The organism is Polynucleobacter sp. 71A-WALBACH (genome assembly GCF_018882365.1).
Classification (GTDB): Bacteria; Pseudomonadota; Gammaproteobacteria; order Burkholderiales; family Burkholderiaceae; genus Polynucleobacter.
In genome coordinates this window covers 84,280-103,561 of sequence record NZ_JACVOP010000003.1, presented here as the reverse complement: position 1 = coordinate 103,561, position 19,282 = coordinate 84,280, and the positions used below count along the sequence as shown (strand labels likewise).

The 19,282-nt window shown below is 46.2% G+C and carries 12 protein-coding genes and 2 tRNA genes; 3 read left to right on the top strand and 11 right to left on the bottom strand.

Going from position 1 to position 19,282, the window contains the following annotated elements; all coding sequences use genetic code 11:
• Positions 1-9: 9 nt before the first annotated feature.
• Positions 10-1,671, bottom strand: a complete 1,662-nt coding sequence (locus tag ICN42_RS09745) for a CTP synthase (RefSeq protein ID WP_216253994.1) — start codon at positions 1,669-1,671, stop codon at positions 10-12.
• 113 nt (positions 1,672-1,784) lie between these two features.
• Here ICN42_RS09745 and ICN42_RS09740 point away from each other — a divergent pair, with 113 nt between their 5' ends.
• A complete protein-coding gene (locus tag ICN42_RS09740; protein WP_255539351.1) occupies positions 1,785-2,237 on the top strand; it encodes a DUF2147 domain-containing protein in 453 nt (150 codons plus the stop codon).
• Positions 2,238-2,474: 237 nt separating this feature from the next.
• A complete protein-coding gene (locus tag ICN42_RS09735; RefSeq protein ID WP_216253978.1) occupies positions 2,475-5,060 on the top strand; it encodes a bifunctional aconitate hydratase 2/2-methylisocitrate dehydratase in 2,586 nt (861 codons plus the stop codon).
• Positions 5,061-5,134: 74 nt separating this feature from the next.
• Here the strand turns inward: ICN42_RS09735 and ICN42_RS09730 are convergent, their stop codons facing one another.
• The 3 genes from ICN42_RS09730 to ICN42_RS09720 are packed head-to-tail and all read right to left on the bottom strand — an operon-like array spanning position 5,135 to position 10,652.
• Positions 5,135-5,911, bottom strand: coding sequence for a spermidine synthase (locus tag ICN42_RS09730; protein WP_255539350.1), 777 nt, complete (start codon positions 5,909-5,911; stop codon positions 5,135-5,137).
• Positions 5,912-5,915: 4 nt separating this feature from the next.
• The gene (purL, locus tag ICN42_RS09725) at positions 5,916-9,950 is read right to left on the bottom strand and encodes a phosphoribosylformylglycinamidine synthase (RefSeq protein ID WP_216253975.1); all 4,035 of its coding nucleotides are present in this window, start codon (positions 9,948-9,950) and stop codon (positions 5,916-5,918) included.
• A 21-nt stretch (positions 9,951-9,971) separates the two neighbouring features.
• Positions 9,972-10,652: an ABC transporter ATP-binding protein gene (locus ICN42_RS09720; RefSeq protein WP_216253972.1), complete on the bottom strand. Its 681-nt coding sequence runs from the start codon at positions 10,650-10,652 to the stop codon at positions 9,972-9,974.
• A gap of 23 nt (positions 10,653-10,675) precedes the next feature.
• Here ICN42_RS09720 and ICN42_RS09715 point away from each other — a divergent pair, with 23 nt between their 5' ends.
• The gene (locus tag ICN42_RS09715; protein ID WP_216253969.1) at positions 10,676-11,326 is read left to right on the top strand and encodes an arylesterase; all 651 of its coding nucleotides are present in this window, start codon (positions 10,676-10,678) and stop codon (positions 11,324-11,326) included.
• A gap of 2 nt (positions 11,327-11,328) precedes the next feature.
• Here ICN42_RS09715 and ICN42_RS09710 read toward each other — a convergent pair whose 3' ends face one another.
• The 7 genes from ICN42_RS09710 to ICN42_RS09680 all read right to left on the bottom strand — a co-directional run bounded on the left by ICN42_RS09710 (position 11,329) and on the right by ICN42_RS09680 (position 19,246).
• Complete coding sequence (locus ICN42_RS09710; RefSeq protein ID WP_216253966.1) at positions 11,329-12,795, bottom strand: peptidylprolyl isomerase; 1,467 nt, start codon at positions 12,793-12,795, stop codon at positions 11,329-11,331.
• A 103-nt stretch (positions 12,796-12,898) separates the two neighbouring features.
• A tRNA-Val gene (locus ICN42_RS09705) sits at positions 12,899-12,974 on the bottom strand.
• Positions 12,975-13,091: 117 nt separating this feature from the next.
• The gene (gene lon / locus ICN42_RS09700; RefSeq protein ID WP_216253963.1) at positions 13,092-15,524 is read right to left on the bottom strand and encodes an endopeptidase La; all 2,433 of its coding nucleotides are present in this window, start codon (positions 15,522-15,524) and stop codon (positions 13,092-13,094) included.
• A 179-nt stretch (positions 15,525-15,703) separates the two neighbouring features.
• Entirely contained in the window at positions 15,704-17,065 is a 1,362-nt protein-coding gene (clpX, locus tag ICN42_RS09695) for an ATP-dependent Clp protease ATP-binding subunit ClpX (RefSeq protein ID WP_216253960.1), read from the bottom strand.
• Positions 17,066-17,091: 26 nt separating this feature from the next.
• Complete coding sequence (gene clpP / locus ICN42_RS09690; protein WP_216253958.1) at positions 17,092-17,721, bottom strand: ATP-dependent Clp endopeptidase proteolytic subunit ClpP; 630 nt, start codon at positions 17,719-17,721, stop codon at positions 17,092-17,094.
• 43 nt (positions 17,722-17,764) lie between these two features.
• Positions 17,765-19,102, bottom strand: a complete 1,338-nt coding sequence (gene tig, locus ICN42_RS09685; RefSeq protein WP_216253954.1) for a trigger factor — start codon at positions 19,100-19,102, stop codon at positions 17,765-17,767.
• A gap of 57 nt (positions 19,103-19,159) precedes the next feature.
• Positions 19,160-19,246: transfer RNA gene (locus tag ICN42_RS09680), tRNA-Leu, on the bottom strand.
• Positions 19,247-19,282 lie beyond the last annotated feature (36 nt).

Sequence of the window (19,282 nt, the reverse complement as noted above, 5' to 3'; positions counted from 1 at the left end):
TTGTCTCTCCTAGGCCGCTTGCTTTTGAGAGGCCGCTTGATGAATTAATGACGCCTTAATAAATGCAGAAAATAATGGATGCCCGTCACGTGGAGTCGAGGTGAACTCTGGGTGGAACTGCACACCGAAGAACCAAGGGTGCATGGTGCTAGGTAACTCCATCATTTCAGGCAAAGACTCATTTGGTGTTCTAGCGGAAATAATCAGACCAGAGTTCTCTAGGCGAGGAACGTAAACATTGTTCACTTCATAACGATGACGATGACGTTCATTGACTTCTGCGCCATAGATTTCATGAGCCAAGGTACCCGCTTTTACTGGGCAACGCTGTGAACCTAAGCGCATGGTTCCACCAAGATCGGAATCATTAGTGCGCTTCTCAACGCGACCTTCGCGATCAACCCACTCGGTAATCAGAGCAACAACTGGACTTTCGGTCTCTGGGTCAAACTCAGTACTGTTTGCCTGAGAAATATTGGCAACATGACGAGCAAATTCGATCACAGCTAGTTGCATACCTAGGCAAATACCAAGATATGGGACATTGTTTTCTCGAGCATAGCGAATTGCAGCGATCTTGCCTTCAGTACCGCGTTTACCAAAACCGCCCGGCACCAAAATCGCATCTAAATTGTGAAGACAGTCGATACCATCTTTTTCAATGACTTCAGAATCAATGTAATTAATATTGACGCGAGTGTGATTATGAATACCTGCGTGACGCAAAGCCTCAATGAGTGACTTATAGGATTCAGTTAACTCAACATACTTACCCACCATCCCAATAGTGACTTCATGTTGCGGGTTAGCTAACTCATAAACTAAGTTTGCCCAAACAGATAGATCCGCAGGCTTAGCTTGGATATCCAATTCGCGACAAATCAAATCATCCATACCCTGGGCTTGAAGCATCTCAGGAATCTTGTAGATGGTGTCAACGTCCCATACCGAAATCACAGCCTCTTCACGTACATTGGAGAAGAGGGAAATCTTGGAGCGCTCATCCTCAGGGATTGGCCGGTCTGCTCGGCACAAAAGCACCGTAGGCATGATGCCTATTTCACGTAACTTTTGTACTGAGTGCTGAGTGGGTTTTGTTTTTAGCTCCCCTGCACTCGCAATATAAGGTACCAAAGTGAGGTGCACAAAAGCGCAACTGTGTTTTGGTAGGCGAATGCTCATCTGACGAGCTGCCTCAAGGAATGGTAGGGACTCAATATCACCTACAGTGCCACCGATTTCGCAAATAGCAATATCCGCATTGCCATCGTGACTGGCTTGTGCTCCGCGTTCTACAAATGCTTGAATCTCATTTGTGATGTGCGGAATCACCTGGACAGTTTTGCCAAGGTACTCGCCACGACGCTCTTTGCTGATAACAGATTCATAGATCTGGCCAGTCGTGAAGTTATTACTCTTGCGCATCTTTGCCGAAACAAAGCGCTCGTAATGTCCAAGGTCGAGATCGGTTTCTGCTCCATCTTCAGTAACGAAGACTTCGCCATGTTGAAGAGGACTCATTGTCCCCGGGTCAACGTTGATATAAGGGTCTAATTTTAGGAGGGTGACTTTCAGGCCGCGGGATTCGAGAATCGCGGCAAGCGAGGCAGCTGCGATTCCTTTCCCTAAAGAAGAAACCACACCACCAGTGACAAAAACGTATTTGGTCATCGCTTAAGCTCTGTTGGAAAAAGTAATTATAACGATAGGCTGTCCTACAGTCCCAAATTTTGAGCGGTAAGATGTTCGTAATTGCCACCACCCCCTAGGAAAAAGCTAAAGCAATGATTAAATACCGTAACTTAGCCCTGTCTACGCTATTAATGGCCGCGGCTATTACCCCTCAAATTTGTGCTGCCAATGATTTCAGCTCAATTACTGGCATCTGGAGGACTTTTGATGACGAAACAAATCAGCCTGCCGCCCTCATCGAGATCACCACTAAAGACGGTATTTATAGCGGCAATATTAAGCGACTTCTTGACCCAAACTCACCAGCTTTATGCGATAAATGTACCGACTTCCGCAGAGGTAAGCCGGTCCTGGGGATGAAAATTCTGAGCGATCTTAAATTGACTGATGGGGTCTACTCTGGTGGGCAAATACTGGATCCAGATAATGGTGAGATCTACCGCGTTGAAGCTAAGTTAATTGATCAAGGGTTCAAATTAGATGTCCGAGCGTATATTGGAATTCCGTTGTTAGGTAGGACTCAGACCTGGGTTAGGGAAAAATAGCCCTTAATTACCATTTTTTAGTCATTAATATCTCATGCTTACAGAATTCCCTATAAAAATCAGTAACTTAGATTCTAGATCTTATATTCTTTATCACTCCCCCTTTATTTTCAATTTTTTAAGTTTTTTGTTAATTAAGTCTTATATAAGACATGAATTTCCAATTACAATAGACTAGATAGGGAAACACACCCTGCTGAGCCTTAAGTTGATAACTCTTACCCGATAGGAAATACGATGCTAGAAGCCTACAACGCCCAAGTTGCCGAACGCGCAACCCTTGGAATTCCAGCCCTCCCTCTGACTAAAGATCAAACTGCAGAATTGGTTGGTTTGCTCAAAAATCCTCCAAAGGGCAAAGAGGCGGAATTGGTTGAATTGATTACCAATCGAGTGCCTGCTGGCGTCGATGAAGCGGCCAAAGTTAAAGCAGAGTTTTTAGATGCCGTTGCAAAAGGTACAGATAAGTCTCCTTTGATCTCACGCATCAAAGCGACTGAACTCTTGGGCACGATGCTGGGTGGTTACAACATCAAGCCTCTGGTTGAATTACTGTCTGATGCTGAGTGCGCAGCAACTGCCGCAGCTGCATTGAAAAAGACCTTGTTGATGTTCGACTACTTCCATGACGTTCAGGAATTGGCTGAGAAAGGTAATGCACAAGCCAAGGAAGTGCTACAGAGCTGGGCAGATGCTGAGTGGTTCACAAGCCGTCCAGCCGTTCCAGAGAGCATGAAGCTCACTGTATTCAAAGTCACTGGTGAAACGAATACCGATGACCTGTCCCCTGCTCCCGATGCATGGAGCCGCCCAGATATTCCGCTGCATGCAACCATCATGTTGAAAAATCCACGTCCAGGTATCGAGCCTGACGAGGTTGGTGTCCGCGGCCCAATGAAGCAGATTGAAGCTCTCCAGAAAAAAGGTAATCAAATTGCCTATGTTGGAGATGTAGTTGGTACAGGTTCATCACGCAAATCTGCAACCAACTCCGTGTTGTGGTGGACTGGCCAAGATATTCCCTTCGTTCCTAACAAGCGCTTTGGTGGTGTTTGCTTGGGCACCAAGATTGCCCCAATCTTCTTTAACACCATGGAAGATGCTGGCGCATTGCCAGTAGAGCTAGACGTATCCGATATGAATATGGGCGACGAAATTGAATTGCGCCCATACGAAGGTAAGGCCTTCAAAAATGGGAAAGAGATTGCCTCGTTCTCACTCAAGTCACCAGTAATTCTGGATGAAGTACGCGCAGGTGGACGTATCCCTTTGATCGTGGGTCGTGGCCTCACTGCTAAAGCTCGTGCAGCCCTTGGCTTGCCAGCTTCTACAGAATTCCGCATCCCTGTTAGCCCGCCTGATAACAAAAAAGGTTTCAGCTTGGCGCAGAAGATGGTTGGTCGCGCTTGTGGATTGCCGGAAGGTCAAGGCGTTCGCCCAGATACCTATTGCGAGCCACACATGACTACCGTTGGCTCACAAGACACCACTGGTCCAATGACCCGTGATGAATTGAAGGACTTGGCTTGCCTAGGCTTTTCTGCCGACTTGGTAATGCAATCGTTCTGCCATACATCTGCCTATCCAAAGCCAGTAGATATTCGTACTCACCATGAGTTGCCAGCATTTATGACCAACCGTGGCGGCGTTGCTTTGCGTCCAGGTGATGGTGTTATTCATAGTTGGTTAAATCGCTTACTTTTGCCTGATACCTGCGGCACTGGTGGCGATAGCCATACCCGTTTTCCAATTGGTATCTCCTTCCCGGCTGGATCCGGTCTAGTCGCTTTTGCTGCTGCAACAGGTGTCATGCCTTTAGATATGCCTGAGTCAGTATTGGTTCGCTTCAAAGGGAAAATGCAGCCCGGCATCACTTTGCGTGACTTGGTAAATGCAATTCCTTTGTATGCCATTAAAAAAGGTTTGTTGACTGTTGAAAAACAAAACAAGAAGAACGTTTTCTCTGGCCGTATCCTAGAAATCGAAGGCCTGCCAGATCTCAAGGTTGAGCAAGCATTTGAGTTGTCTGATGCTTCAGCCGAGCGTTCAGCTGCAGGTTGTGCGATTCAATTAAGCAAAGAGCCAATCATTGAATACATGCGCTCCAATATCACTTTGATGAAGTGGATGATCGCAAATGGTTATGAAGATAAGCGTACGCTAGGCCGTCGTATTAAAGCGATGGAAGCTTGGATTGCGAAACCTGAATTACTCAAAGCTGACGCTGATGCAGAATACGCAGAGATTATCGAAATCGATATGAGCGAGATTAAAGAGCCGATCTTGGCTTGCCCAAACGATCCAGATGATGTGAAGTTCTTGTCTGAAGTTTCTGGCGAGAAAATCGATGAAGTATTTATCGGCTCTTGCATGACTAACATTGGTCACTTCCGCGCAGCTGGTAAGGTGCTTGAAGGCAAGAAAGATATGCCTACACGCCTCTGGGTTGCTCCTCCAACCAAGATGGATCAGATGATCCTGACTGAAGAAGGCTATTACGGAATACTAGGCGCAACAGGTGCGCGTATGGAAACTCCAGGTTGCTCACTTTGTATGGGTAACCAGGCACAGATCCGTAAAGGCTCTACAGCCGTCTCTACTTCGACACGTAACTTCCCAAATCGCTTAGGTATTGATACACGCGTATATCTAGCTTCCGCTGAGCTTTCAGCAGTTGCGGCACTGCTAGGACGCTTACCTACTCCAAAGGAATACTTCGATCAAGTGGAATCATTAAATGCGAAGGCTGGCGAAGTTTATAAGTACATGAACTTCGACAAGATCAAGTCATTTAGCGATGTAGCTGACACAGTAACAATCTAAGCAACAATTAGCCCTGATGTTTAGGGCAACAAAAAAGGCGATCAGTTGATCGCCTTTTTCTTATCTAAAATTATTTAGATAGTGAGCTTATTTTCTTGATGGGCGTTTTCACGATTTAAGCCCGAAGCCCATGTATTGGTAGGCAAACCAGTTTTTTCCATGATCAATTTAGCACGTTTAGAGACCTCTTTCCATTCAACGTCTAACTGCGGGCCTTTAAACGCGATGGCAACGACATTGCAATCATGCGATTCAGGAAACAAGAGTACCCTGCTATCAAAGGCTTCACAGATATTATTTAGATTGATGTTAAAACTTTTGTGGCGAGAAAATAAGTTCACCGTTAGTACGCCTGGGGATTTCAGAATATCGTAACAGCCCTTGTAGAAGTCTAAGGAGCTCGCTGCAGGCCCATCACAAATAGCGTCATAGAGATCAACTTGGACAGCGTCAAAATGGTTCTGATACTTTGCGTTCTGAACGAAAGCCTTGGCATCTGTTTGTAAGGTTTCTAGGCGCCGATCATCATCAGGCGTGAAGAACATACTGCGAGCAGAAACAATCACTGCGGGATTGAGCTCAACCACAGTAGTTTTTACAGCGGGACAATAGCGATGAGAAAACTTGGTTAACGCACCAGTACCCAGACCAAGTTGAGCGATACGCATTCCAGGTTTGGTTTCTAGAAAAAGTAACCAAGCCATCATTTGCTGGTTGTACTCGAGATAAATCTCATCTGGATCCCGAATGCGCATGGCACCCTGAATGAGCTCGCTGCCAAAATGCAAATAACGAATGCCGCCACTTTCAGAAAAAGTGACTGGCTCCATGGTTAACTTAGAATCTGTCATTAAATTACTTAGCCCAGACTCTAGCATTGCGGAATAGGCGCATCCAAGGACTAGCACCATCCGGTGTATCTAACCAATCTTTTGGAGCCCAACTCATTTGTACGGCTCTAAATACGCGCTCAGGATGAGGCATCATGACCGTAAAACGTCCATCTGGAGTGGTTACACCAGTTAACCCACCAGGAGATCCATTTGGGTTCATCGGATAGGTTTCAGTAGGATTACCCTGGTGATCTACAAAACGTAGAGCTGCTAAACCTTGCTTCTGAAGCGCTTCTAAATTCCCTTGCTGGCTAAAGTTGGCAAAGCCTTCACCATGCGCAATTGCAATCGGCAAGTGGCTACCTTTCATGCCTTGAGTAAAGATCGAAGGCGAAGCTAGGACTTCAGCCATCACTAGGCGAGCCTCATACTGCTCAGACTGATTGCGCGTAAATTTAGGCCAAGCCTCTGCGCCAGGAATAATTCCAGCAAGGTTGCTCATCATTTGGCAGCCATTACAGACACCTAAGGCAAAACTATCTTGGCGATTAAAGAACGAGGAGAACTCGTCACGCAGTTGAGAGTTAAATAAAATAGTTTTTGCCCAGCCCTCGCCTGCACCCAACACATCTCCGTAGCTAAATCCACCACAGGCTACCAGACCGCGGAAATCATCTAACTTAGATTTGCCTGAAAGCAGGTCAGACATATGAACGTCATAGCTATCAAAGCCAGCCCAGTTCATGGCATAGGCCATTTCTACATGAGAGTTAACGCCCTGCTCTCGCAAGATCGCTACTTTAGGTCGCGCATTCTTATTAATGAATGGTGCTGAGACATCATCTGCAATGTCGAATGTGAGCTTAGGGGACATCCCAGAATCCGCAACATTATCAAGCAGTGCAAACTCGCTATCGGCACAATTTGGATTATCGCGTAAGCGGGCAATTTGATAGCTAGTATTGGCCCACATTTTCTGTAGAACTTCGCGCGGTTCGGCAAAGATATTTTTAGCATCACGCCAAATTTCAATACGGCCATTAGCATTTGGCTTGGCAATCACATGACTGTAGGCGCTGAGACCGAGCTTGCGCAGAACCGCGAATACCGCATCACGATCTACTTTGCGAATTTGAATTACTGCACCCAACTCTTCGTTGAATAAAGCGCGTAAGGTTTGCTCATGGCGTCGACCAGACACTTGTTCTGCCCAGTTCTTGGCATCACCCCAATCTGCTTCTTGTCCAACATCTACCGCAATCATGTCGACATTGATAGAGATACCGCAATGCGATGCAAAAGCCATCTCTGCAATACAGGCAAGCAATCCACCGTCAGAGCGGTCATGATAGGCCAGCAGTTGATCGCCCTTGCGCAACTCAATGATTGCTGTAGCTAGAGCTTTCAGATCCTCTGGATGCTCGACATTCGGGGCAGATTTACCTGATTGATTAAGTACTTGAGCCAGTATGCTTCCTGCCATACGGTTCTTCCCGCGTCCTAAATCAATCAAAATTAATTCAGTTTCTAAAGCTATTCCAGACTCATCTTTGAGCTTGAGTAAAGGCGTTGTCGTTTTGCGAACATCCTGCACTGCTGCAAAAGCAGAAATAATTAATGAAACAGGAGAAACAACCTTCTTCGACGCATCGCCTTCCTGCCAGGCTGTTGCCATAGATAAAGAGTCTTTGCCAACCGGAATAGAAATTCCAAGGGCTGGACATAAATCCATGCCAATCGCTTTAACGGAGTCGTACAGCTTTGCATCTTCACCGGGAGCGCCACAAGCAGCCATCCAGTTAGCGGAGAGTTTGACATCCTCAAGACGACGAATATCTGCAGCCAGCAAATTGGTGATCGCTTCACCCACGGCCATCTTGGCAGCTGCAGGGGCATCAATCACAGCCAATGGAGTACGCTCACCCATGGTCATTACTTCGCCGTGATAGCCCTTGTAATCCATGAGCGTAACTGCGCAGTCGGCTACGGGAACTTGCCATGGCCCAACAAATGGGTCGCGCGCATTAAGACCACCGACAGTGCGGTCACCAATGGTAATTAAGAAAGACTTGCTGGCAACGGTAGGTTGTTGCAGGACCCAGGCAATACATTGCGCTAGATCTGAATCTGTTACATCCAATTCATCAAAATTTTGAGCTACACGCTTCACATCTCGGTGCATGCGTGGAGGCTTACCGAGCAATACCTCCATTGGCATATCAATCGGCATAGCAGCATCGCTACCTATAGTCTCTTTACTGTCGCTGAGTTGAAGTTGGCGCTCGGCTGTTGCTTCGCCGACAACAGCAAATGGACAACGCTCACGTTCGCAAAGGGACTTGAATAAGTCCAAGTCTTTAGCTTCAATCGCCAGTACATAACGCTCTTGAGATTCGTTACACCAAATCTCCGCAGGGCTCATACCGCTTTCTTCCAATGGAACTTGACGCAATTGAAATTGCGCACCTAATCCAGCGCCATCAGCTAGCTCTGGGAATGCATTGGAAATGCCGCCTGCACCAACGTCATGAATAGAGACAATGGGATTGTTCTGACCCAGAGCTATACAAGAGTTAATCACCTCTTGCGCACGACGTTCCATCTCAGGATTGCCGCGTTGTACTGAATCAAAATCTAAATCCGCAGTATTGGTGCCGGTTGTAACAGAGCTTCCCGTCGCGCCACCCATACCAATACGCATACCAGGGCCACCTAATTGAATAAACAAGTGCCCTGCTTTAATTTGCTTCTTTGCCGTATGAATAGAATCAATGGCGCCGATGCCACCCGCAATCATGATTGGCTTGTGATAGCCGCGACGAACACCCTCTAGAGTTTGTTCAAATACACGGAAATAACCACCTAAAATGGGGCGACCGAATTCATTGTTAAAGGCAGCGCCCCCTAATGGACCATCAATCATGATCTGGAGTGGCGTAGCAATGCGCTCTGGCTTGCCGTACTTCTCAGTCTCCCAAGGCAGATTTGTGCCAGGAATGTTGAGGTTCGATACCGAGAAACCAGTTAATCCAGCCTTAGGGCGACCGCCAACACCCGTTGCCCCTTCATCCCGGATCTCTCCGCCAGCACCAGTAGCGGCGCCTGGGAATGGCGCAATGGCCGTGGGATGATTGTGTGTCTCTACTTTCATCAAGGTATGGACTAGACGTGTATCTTTTTCGTAACGACGGTCTTGACCTTTCGGAGACCAAGTTTCAGACTCAGCGCCAACCATCACCGCTGAGTTATCGGAATAAGCAACGATCGTCCCCTCAGGTTGAAGTTGATGCGTATTGCGAATCATCGCAAATAGGGATTTTTCTTGATCATCACCGTCGATAGTCCAGCTTGAATTAAATATCTTATGGCGACAATGCTCACTATTCGCTTGGGCAAACATGATTAACTCAACATCACTTGGATTGCGCTCAAGACGAATGAAATTCTCTACAAGGTAAAGCACCTCATCCTCTGACAAAGCGAGACCTAAATCTTGGTTAGCCTTATCAAGTGCCGCTCTACCCTCGGTTAAAACTGGGATGCGAACAAATGGACGATCAGGGAGGGATTGATATAAAGCACTCGCTTCGTTGATATCGAAAATAAGTGCTTCAGTCATTCGATCATGCAAAGCTGCGAACACGAGCTGTTCTTGCTCTGAGCTTAATGATTTTTTGCTTTGCCAGCCAAATTGAACCCCACGTTCGATACGCAAAATATGAAGGCCGCATTGGCGAGCAATATCAGTGGCCTTACTAGCCCATGGAGAAACTGTACCAAAACGGGGTATGGCGATGGCTAATGGCTTAGCGCTTGCTTTGCCAAATAAGGAGCTGCCGCTTTTGATCTGAGACACAAAAGGCTCTCCATAGGTCAGGAGACTTTCGAGCACCTCTTTGTCCTTGGCGTTGAGTTCAGACTCAGACCAAATGAAATGAAGATACTGAGCCTCAATGGACTCAAGATGAATTCCTTGTGCTGCGAGCGAGGCTAAAAGTCGCTGTTGGCGGAAGGCTGAAAGGGCATTTGCCCCGGGCAAGCAACAGAATGATGACATGCCAAGATTATAAGGTTTTGACTAAGCTAGGCGCCCGCCATGAAGGGATAATTGACGTCCACACCGAGCAGCTAAGGCTGGATCGTGGGTCACGAGAACCAAGGTTGAGGAATTCTCCCGATTTAACTCAAAAAGAAGCTCGATCACCCTATTTCCACTAGCCTCATCTAGGCTCCCAGTAGGCTCATCCGCAAACAGGATGGCTGGCTTATTAATGAAGGCACGGGCCAAGGCCACGCGCTGTTGCTCACCACCGGAGAGAGTTTTAGGGAAATGACTTGCTCTAGAGCCTAGACCAACTTTTTCCAACCATTCAACAGCCACCTGCTTGGCTATAGTCTGAGATACACCAGCCATTTCTAAAGGCAGCATTACATTCTCTAGGGCCGTCAGGTGTGGTAATAATTGAAATGATTGAAAGACAAAACCAACGAACTGACCTCGTAAACGTGCCCTGCCGTCTTCATCAAGCAGATTGAGGTTTTGCCCCATTAAGTCAATTTGTCCTGAGCTTGGCAGGTCTAATCCAGCCAAGAGGCTTAATAAGGTACTTTTTCCAGAGCCTGAGGCGCCAACAATCGCTACACTTTGGCCCTGCTCAATTTGAAAGCTGAGGTCGTGCAAAATGGCTAAGTCACCATCAGCCGTATTTACCAGCTTGCCCACTTTATCGGCAACAATGGAATTAGACTGTTTGTTCATGTGAAATTTTCTAGAATGGAAAAATGCGGACTCAGCTTTTAACTGCCAATAAATTCATTACAGCGCTATTTTGCCTGTTAATGAGCATTTCATCCTGGGCTCAAGTAAAGCCAGTGATCCTGATATTGGGGGATAGCCTTTCGGCTGAATATGGCTTACCGCGTGGGACTGGCTGGGTCAATCTACTAGAGGAACAGCTTGCGAGGGATAAGAGCCCGTGGAACGTATTTAATGCCAGCATTAGCGGGGAGACAAGCTCAGGCGGCTTTAGTCGCCTTCCCAATCTCTTGAATCAGAAAAAGCCTGGGATTGTCATCATTGAGTTAGGCGCAAATGATGCCTTACGTGGGCTGCCGGTAAATCAAACCGAAGCAAATTTACTCAAAATGATCCAGATGAGTAAAAAATCGGGGGCAAAGGTATTGCTGTGCGGAATACAGATCCCCTCAAACTATGGTCAAACCTACACCCAGCAATTTAAAAAACTTTATCCTCAGATCGCCAATCAGGAGCATATTGAGTTGATGCCGTTTTTCTTGGAGGGTGTAGCCACTAAGCCAGAATTATTTCAGGTAGATCGCCTGCACCCAAATGTTGAGGCACAAAGCATTATCTTTAAAAACGTATGGGGCTCAATGGCCCCATACAGTAACTTGCTGAAAAAAATACCTTAGGTTTAGCTACCTGCACTACCAGCACTTGCTTGTTTGAGTGGGTTAATTACTTTAACCCCGGCACTGTTACGCCAATAACCCATAAAGCCTGCAAATTCTGACTGTGCAGCTAATGCTTGGATTTGTTGCGCCTGTGCTTTATGAGCCTTGGTATCTACAGCCGTAGGTTGGCGAACCTGATCAATGCGATAAATCGTAGTGCCAACACCTGGATTAGATACTGAAACTACTGCAGGTAATGTCTCTCCACTAATAGCCATCACTTCATCCATGGAGGGACCAACCAAACTACCTGGCTTATTACGTGAAATCCAGCTGGTAGCACTAAAGCCAGCAGAGTTCTTAGGATCTTTTTTGAGATCGGCTAATTTCTCGTCAGCAGCAGCAATTGCCAGCTTCTCTGCCGCACGTTGACTGACTTGACGCTTGACCTCTGCGGCAACCTCTTTATAAGGCAAGATTTCTGCAGGATGCAAAGTCACAACCCGAGCAGATACAAATACGCCTGGCGCCGTTTGGACAGCTTCCGTATTGCGTTTATTTCTTAAAGCCTCATCACCATAGAGCGACTGGACTATCTTTGGATTGGCTAAGGGGTGATCTTTAGATACGCCTGGCGCACCAGCGCGGGTGACTCCCTTTTGAGTTTGAATGCTGAGCTTCAATTTATCCGCCGCTGGCTTCAAGCTATCAGACTGGTCAAAAGTCATATTCGCGAACTGATCTGCTTTTTCATTAAAGGCTTTGGAATCTTCCTTTGGGTCTGCCTTAAGAACAATGTATTCCACGTCAATATATTCAGGACGTTCAAATAACTTTGCATTGGATTCATAAAAAGCCTGAAGCTCTTCAGGAGTCGGATTGACCTTAGCTAAGTAGTCCTTCGCATTGAACTGCAAAGTTTGTACTTGTCTTTCGGTCTCATATAAGGATGAGACGATCTCAGATAATTTTGGAGTAGCCAGTTCTGTTCGCGCCACAGAGTTCACTAACTGCTGAATTTTCAAATCAAAACTTTGACCAGCGTAAAACTGCTCTTCATTCATACCGTTACTTGCAAGTAACTGTTTAAAACGCACATCATCAAATGTGCCATCTTGACGATATAAAGCGCGAATCTGCGGAATCTTTTGCAGGCTGTTAACAAGTTCTTGCTTGCCTACTTGTAGTCGTAGGTCACTAACTGCGAATCCTAAGATGCGCTGTTGAAGCAATTCATTGAGGACTGCTTGACGGAACGGCAAACTTTGAGCAATTTGCATATTTCCACCGACACGCTCAGCTTGACGTTTGGCGGCCATATCAACCTCTTGAGATGAGATTGGTTTGCCATTAACTTTAACGATATCAGTTTCTTTATCCATGAAGCTGGAATAGCTTGATATCCCAAACATGGCAAATGAAGGGACGATGAATAGCATCAGCACAAGCTGAAGAATCTTTTGGTGCTTACGTACGGTATCAAACATGAGTAATCGCTAGAAATGAAGTCAGTAATGCGAGTGTACTAGGCGGAAGGTCTAGAGGAACTAGAAAGCCTATAAGAAGAAAAACAAATTCGAATTGGGAAACTGGTGGGCGCTGACGGGATCGAACCGCCGACATTCTGCGTGTAAGGCAGACGCTCTACCATCTGAGCTAAGCGCCCCAAATTAATACAGACGAGATTGTAACCTAGTGCAAGAACAAAAGAGAGATTCTTCATCAAATAGGACTTAAAAAAGCTGGTCAATTTAACTCAAAATCCCTCAAATGTCCCTAGACATCAATGCTTCAAGGCCTCGCCAGAAGAAATCTTTTCATTGGCTTTGCTGGCTTCAGCAGCCTTTTTAGCAAGTTCTTCTGGGGTTGGGTCTGGCAAAGCAACTGGATATCTCTCCAAGGCCAACTCCAGGACCTTATCGATCCAGCGCACCGGCACAATCTCAATCGCGTTCTTGACGTTATCAGGTATGTCGATCAAATCTTTGACATTCTCCTCAGGAATCAGGGCCAACTTGATTCCGCCCCTATGCGCCGCCAATAACTTCTCTTTCAAGCCGCCAATGGGAAGCACTTCGCCACGCAAGGTAATCTCGCCGGTCATAGCCACATCGGATCGAATTGGAATGCCAGTAAATACCGAGACCAAGGCTGTCGTAATCGCAATGCCAGCTGATGGGCCATCTTTTGGTGTGGCGCCATCTGGGAAGTGAATATGAATATCCTTCTTCTCAAATGCTTCATCTGCAATTCCTAGAGCGCGAGCTCTGGAGCGAACTACAGTTTTTGCCGCCTCAACAGATTCCTTCATCACATCGCCGATAGAGCCAGTTCGAGTAATAACACCTTTACCAGGCATCACTGCTGCCTCAATCGTCAGGAGATCACCACCAACTTCTGTCCAGGCTAAGCCAGTTACTTGGCCCACTTGATTCTCTTTCGCTGCTAGACCAAAGTCATACATTTTTACAGACAGGAATTTTTCTAAATTATCTGCATTAACGGTGATAGGAGCGGCCTCTTTCTTGAGCAGGAGTAGCTTCACAACCTTACGGCAGATCTTGCTAATTTCTCGCTCTAAAGAACGAACACCAGCTTCGCGAGTGTAGTAACGAATCATGCTACGAACAGCGGATTCCTCAATCTTTAATTCATCTTTCTTGAGGCCATTATTTTTAATCTGTTTAGGAATTAAATAATTAGTCGCAATGCTGGTTTTCTCATCTTCAGTATACCCAGCAAGACGAATAATTTCCAATCGATCCAAAAGTGGCCCAGGAATATTCAAGGAATTAGACGTCGCAACAAACATTACATCCGAGAGATCAAAGTCAACTTCAACATAGTGATCTTGGAATGTATGATTTTGCTCTGGATCTAAAACCTCAAGTAATGCACTTGCAGGATCACCGCGGAAATCCATTCCCATCTTGTCCACTTCATCCAAGAGGAATAAAGGATTGCGCACACCCACCTTAGTGAGGCTAGAAAGAATCTTACCGGGCATGGAGCCGATATAAGTACGGCGATGTCCCCGAATCTCAGATTCATCACGAACGCCACCCAAGGCCATGCGAACAAACTTACGATTGGTTGCGCGAGCAATAGATTGGCCCAAGGAAGTTTTACCAACTCCAGGAGGACCAACTAGGCACAGGATTGGAGCCTTGACTCGCTCAACGCGCTGTTGAACCGCAAGATATTCCAGAATGCGTTCTTTAACTTTATCTAGACCATAGTGGTCTTCATCTAAGACTTTTTCAGCATTGGCCAAATCATTATTGATCTTGGTTTTTTTCTTCCAGGGAAGATTGACCAAGGTGTCAATAAAGTTACGAATGACTGTAGCTTCAGCAGACATTGGCGACATCAGCTTGAGCTTCTTCAACTCAGACTCAGCCTTCTTCAATGCTTCCTTAGGCATGCGTGCCGCCTTGATGCGCTTCTCAAGCTCCTCGAGATCAGCACCCTCTTCGCCCTCACCCAATTCTTTCTGGATGGCTTTAACTTGTTCATTCAAGTAATACTCGCGTTGACTCTTTTCCATCTGACGCTTTACGCGTCCACGAATACGCTTCTCTACTTGCAAGATATCAATCTCGCTCTCAAGATCTGCCAAGAGACTCTCTAAGCGCTGTACTACATCAGTCATTTCTAACAAACGTTGCTTTTGCTCCAGCTTGACTGGCAAATGCGCGCAAATGGTATCCGCCAAACGGCTTGGATCATCAATTCCACCCAAAGAAGACAGAATCTCTTGTGGGACCTTCTTATTGAGTTTTACGTACTGGTCGAACTGAGCCATGATGGCGCGACGTAATGCTTCAGTTTCATGAGCATCCAACAGTGACATTGCGCTTGGCGTAGCTTCGCAGCAGAAATAGCCTTGGCTATCTTCTACTTGACTCACTTCGGCGCGTTGGACACCCTCAACCAAGACCTTAACGGTGCCATCAGGTAGCTTGAGCATTTGAAGGATATTGGCGATACAGCCGACCTCATAGAGGTCCTCAACACCAGGTTCATCCTTGGCGGCAGTCTTTTGGGCGACTAAAAGCACATTTTTGCCAGTTTCCATGGCAGCTTCTAGAGCTTTAATTGATTTTGGGCGACCCACAAACAAAGGGATCACCATGTGCGGAAACACCACGACATCCCTCAAGGGAAGCAGCGGCAGTTGAATAGGTTCAGAGGGTAGTAATAAGTGGCCAGGCATGGGGCAATTCCTCCAAAATAGTCATTCCGTAAAAAACTCTAAAAAATGTCGTACCACTACATACGGACATTATCTGAGAATAGGATACTACCTATATGGGCGCCGCCTACTGAAAAACAAGGGGGAAATACGTCAAAAATGAGCAAAAAACTACTGAAAACTATGAAAAATGTCAAAAATTAAGCTTTTTTGCTTAATTCCGTAGATTCGTCAGCTTGCTTGTAGACCAAAATAGGCTTTCCACCCTCTGCAATGGTGGTTTCATCAATGACTACCTTTTGGACATTCTTGAGTGATGGGAGGTCATACATGACATCCATGAGCGAGCCCTCTAGGATAGAGCGCAGACCACGTGCACCTGTTTTGCGCGCAATGGCTTTTTTGGCAATGGCTGACAAGGCTGCTGGGCGAACTTCAAGCTCAGAGCCTTCCATTGTTAATAGGGCCTGGTATTGCTTAACCAAAGCATTTTTTGGCTCAGTCAAAATCTGAATCAAAGCGGTTTCATCGAGTTGCGCCAAAGTGGCAACCACTGGCAAACGGCCAATTAACTCAGGAATCAAGCCAAATTTAATTAAATCCTCAGGTTCAACTTCGATCAGAAGGTCGCTGACGCCACGATCATCTTTGCCTGGAACGGTTGCATTAAATCCAATACCCGTCTTCGCAGTGCGCTGCTGAATGACCTTCTCTAGGCCATCAAATGCTCCACCACAGACAAACAGAATGTTAGTGGTGTCCACTTGTAGGAAATCTTGATTCGGGTGCTTACGGCCACCTTGAGGAGGTACAGATGCCATCGTCCCTTCAACTAGCTTTAATAGTGCTTGTTGAACGCCCTCACCTGATACATCGCGGGTGATTGATGGGTTATCTGATTTACGAGAGATCTTATCGATCTCATCGATATAAACGATACCGCGCTGCGCTTTTTCTACGTTGTAGTCACAGGCCTGCAACAACTTTTGAATAATGTTTTCAACGTCTTCACCAACATAGCCAGCTTCGGTCAAGGTCGTTGCATCAGCCATAACAAAAGGGACGTCAAGCATACGAGCTAAAGTCTGCGCTAACAATGTTTTGCCAGAACCAGTTGGACCGATCAACAAAATATTGCTCTTGGCTAATTCAACACCATCAACCATTGCCTTGGCGGGAACTTTTGATTCTTTCTTATCACTAGCCTCAACAGGTTTACCGTCTTTGTCGAGCTTCTCTTTTTTCGGCTTAGGCAAATACTGTAAGCGTTTGTAGTGGTTATATACCGCGACTGCTAAGGTCTTCTTTGCATGATCTTGACCAATCACATATTGGTCTAAGTTCTCGCGAATCTGGTGCGGTGTAGGCAAGGAATCGTCGCCATCCGCTTTGGGAAGCTTAGCAAGCTCTTCTTGAATAATGTCGGTACAGAGATCGATACATTCATCACAAATAAATACAGAGGGTCCAGCAATCAACTTCTTTACTTCATGCTGGCTCTTGCCACAGAAGGAGCAATACAGAATTTTGTCTGCGCTATTGGTAGTGTTTGTATCGCTCAAGGTAGATATCTAAATATGAATGCGGATTAAGGGCGCTTATCGATTACTTTATCAATCAAGCCATACTCTTGAGCCTGCTCAGCAGACATAAAGTTATCGCGATCGGTATCTTTGGCGATTGTTTCAATTGTTTGTCCAGTGCGGTCGGCCAAAATCTTATTGAGACGCTCACGCAAGTAAAGAATTTCACGGGCTTGAATTTCAATATCAGAAGCTTGACCACGGGCGCCACCTAATGGCTGATGGATCATCACGCGTGAGTTAGGTAAGGCATAACGCTTACCTTTCTCGCCAGCGCATAACAAGAATGCACCCATGCTTGCGGCCATACCCATGCACAAGGTGCTTACGTGTGGCTTGATAAATTGCATCGTGTCGTAGATCGCTAACCCGGCGGATACTGAGCCACCAGGAGAGTTAATGTACAGAGAAATTTCTTTATCTGGATTTTCACTCTCAAGGAATAACAATTGGGCAATAACCAAATTTGCAGTTTGATCATTTACTTCGCCAACTAAGAAAACAACGCGCTCTCTAAGTAAGCGAGAGTAAATGTCATAGGCCCTCTCACCCCTACCAGAGGTTTCAATGACCATTGGAACTAAACCCAAACCTTTGGGCTCTAAATTCTCAGACTGGAAATGATTCTGGTTCATGTGATGTGACCTTTATTAAGTGAATGCTTAAGCTTAGTTGAACTTAGTTAAGTTTGCTGAGTTCTTCGAAGGTAACCGCTTTATCAATCACTTTAGCTTGCGAAGTGAAATACTTAATCACGTTATCTTCAAGAACTAAGTTCTCAATATCCTTGAGGCGACTTGGATTGCTATAGAACCAACGCACTACTTCTTTTGGATCTTCGTAAGTAGCGGCTTGCTCATCAATCTCAGCCTTAATTTGATCCGCGGTAGCGGCCAAGTTTTGCTGTTTTACTAAGTCGCTCAAAATCAAGCCGAGACGAACGCGCTTGAGGGCTTGCTCAGCAAACATCTCAACAGGAATTGGCGCATCTTTAGCGTTTGGAATACCGCGTTGCATCAAGTCTTGACGTGCAGACTCAACTAAACGCTCTTGCTCTTGAGCAACCAAAGACTTAGGCGCATCGAGTTCACAAATACTGTTGAGCTTTTCCATTACTTCGCCTTTTAACAAGGAAGTAATGCGACGTTTTGTTTCGCGATCTAAATTTTCTTTTACTTCTTCACGCATTTTTGCAACGCCACCTTCGGTAACGCCTAATGACAATGCGAACGCATCGTCAATCGCAGGAAGATGCGCCCAGTTCACAGACTTAACAGTGATGGTGAAGTCAGCAGTTTTACCAGCAACATCTTTGCCGTGGTAATCCGCTGGGAAACTTAATGGGAAAGTCTTGCTCTCGCCTGCCTTGAGGCCCAAAGTAGCAGCTTCAAACTCTGGGAGCATGCGGCCTTCGCCGAGAACGTATTCAAAATTTTCGGCTTTACCGCCAGCAAACTCAACGCCATCGATCTTGCCCACGAAGTCGATCACAACTTGATCGCCAGCTTGAGCGGCTGTGTTCGCACCGCCATCACCATGAGGGCCTGCTTCGCCGCGCGTATGGTAATGAACTTGTTGTTTACGCAAGACATCCAATGCACGATCAATCTCTGCGTCGGAAATATCCGTAGTGTATTTAGTTACTTCTGCTTTGCTGAAGTCGCCAATCTTCACTTCTGGCAAAACTTCAAAGTAAGCGTCAAACACAATTTTGTCTGCGTCTAATTCTGATTTTGGGTCGAGGCGTGGTTGACCAGCCAAGAGGATTTTTTCTTTTTGAGCCAAGTCATAGAACAGCTCTGAAGCTTTATCGAACTGGAGCTCGAAATCTACCTGCATGCCATATTGCTTTTCGACCATATTCTTAGGCACTTTGCCTGGACGGAAGCCTGGGGCTTTCATGGTCTTACCCAATTTAGCCAATCGGTCTTCTCTTGCCTTAGCCAAATCGGCACGAGCGAACTCTAAGGTCACTTTGCGGTCTAACTGACCTAAATTTTCTATCTGCACAGCCATTCTCGTCTCTTAATTGAAAATCGGAATATGTGAAGCCCAAGCCAAGTAGCTATCTTGTGGTGCGAGGAGGGGGACTCGAACCCCCACACCATTGCTGGCGTCAGGACCTAAACCTGGTGCGTCTACCAATTTCGCCATCCTCGCGCGAATTCCGCAAACACTACCGAGCTGAAGCTTCAC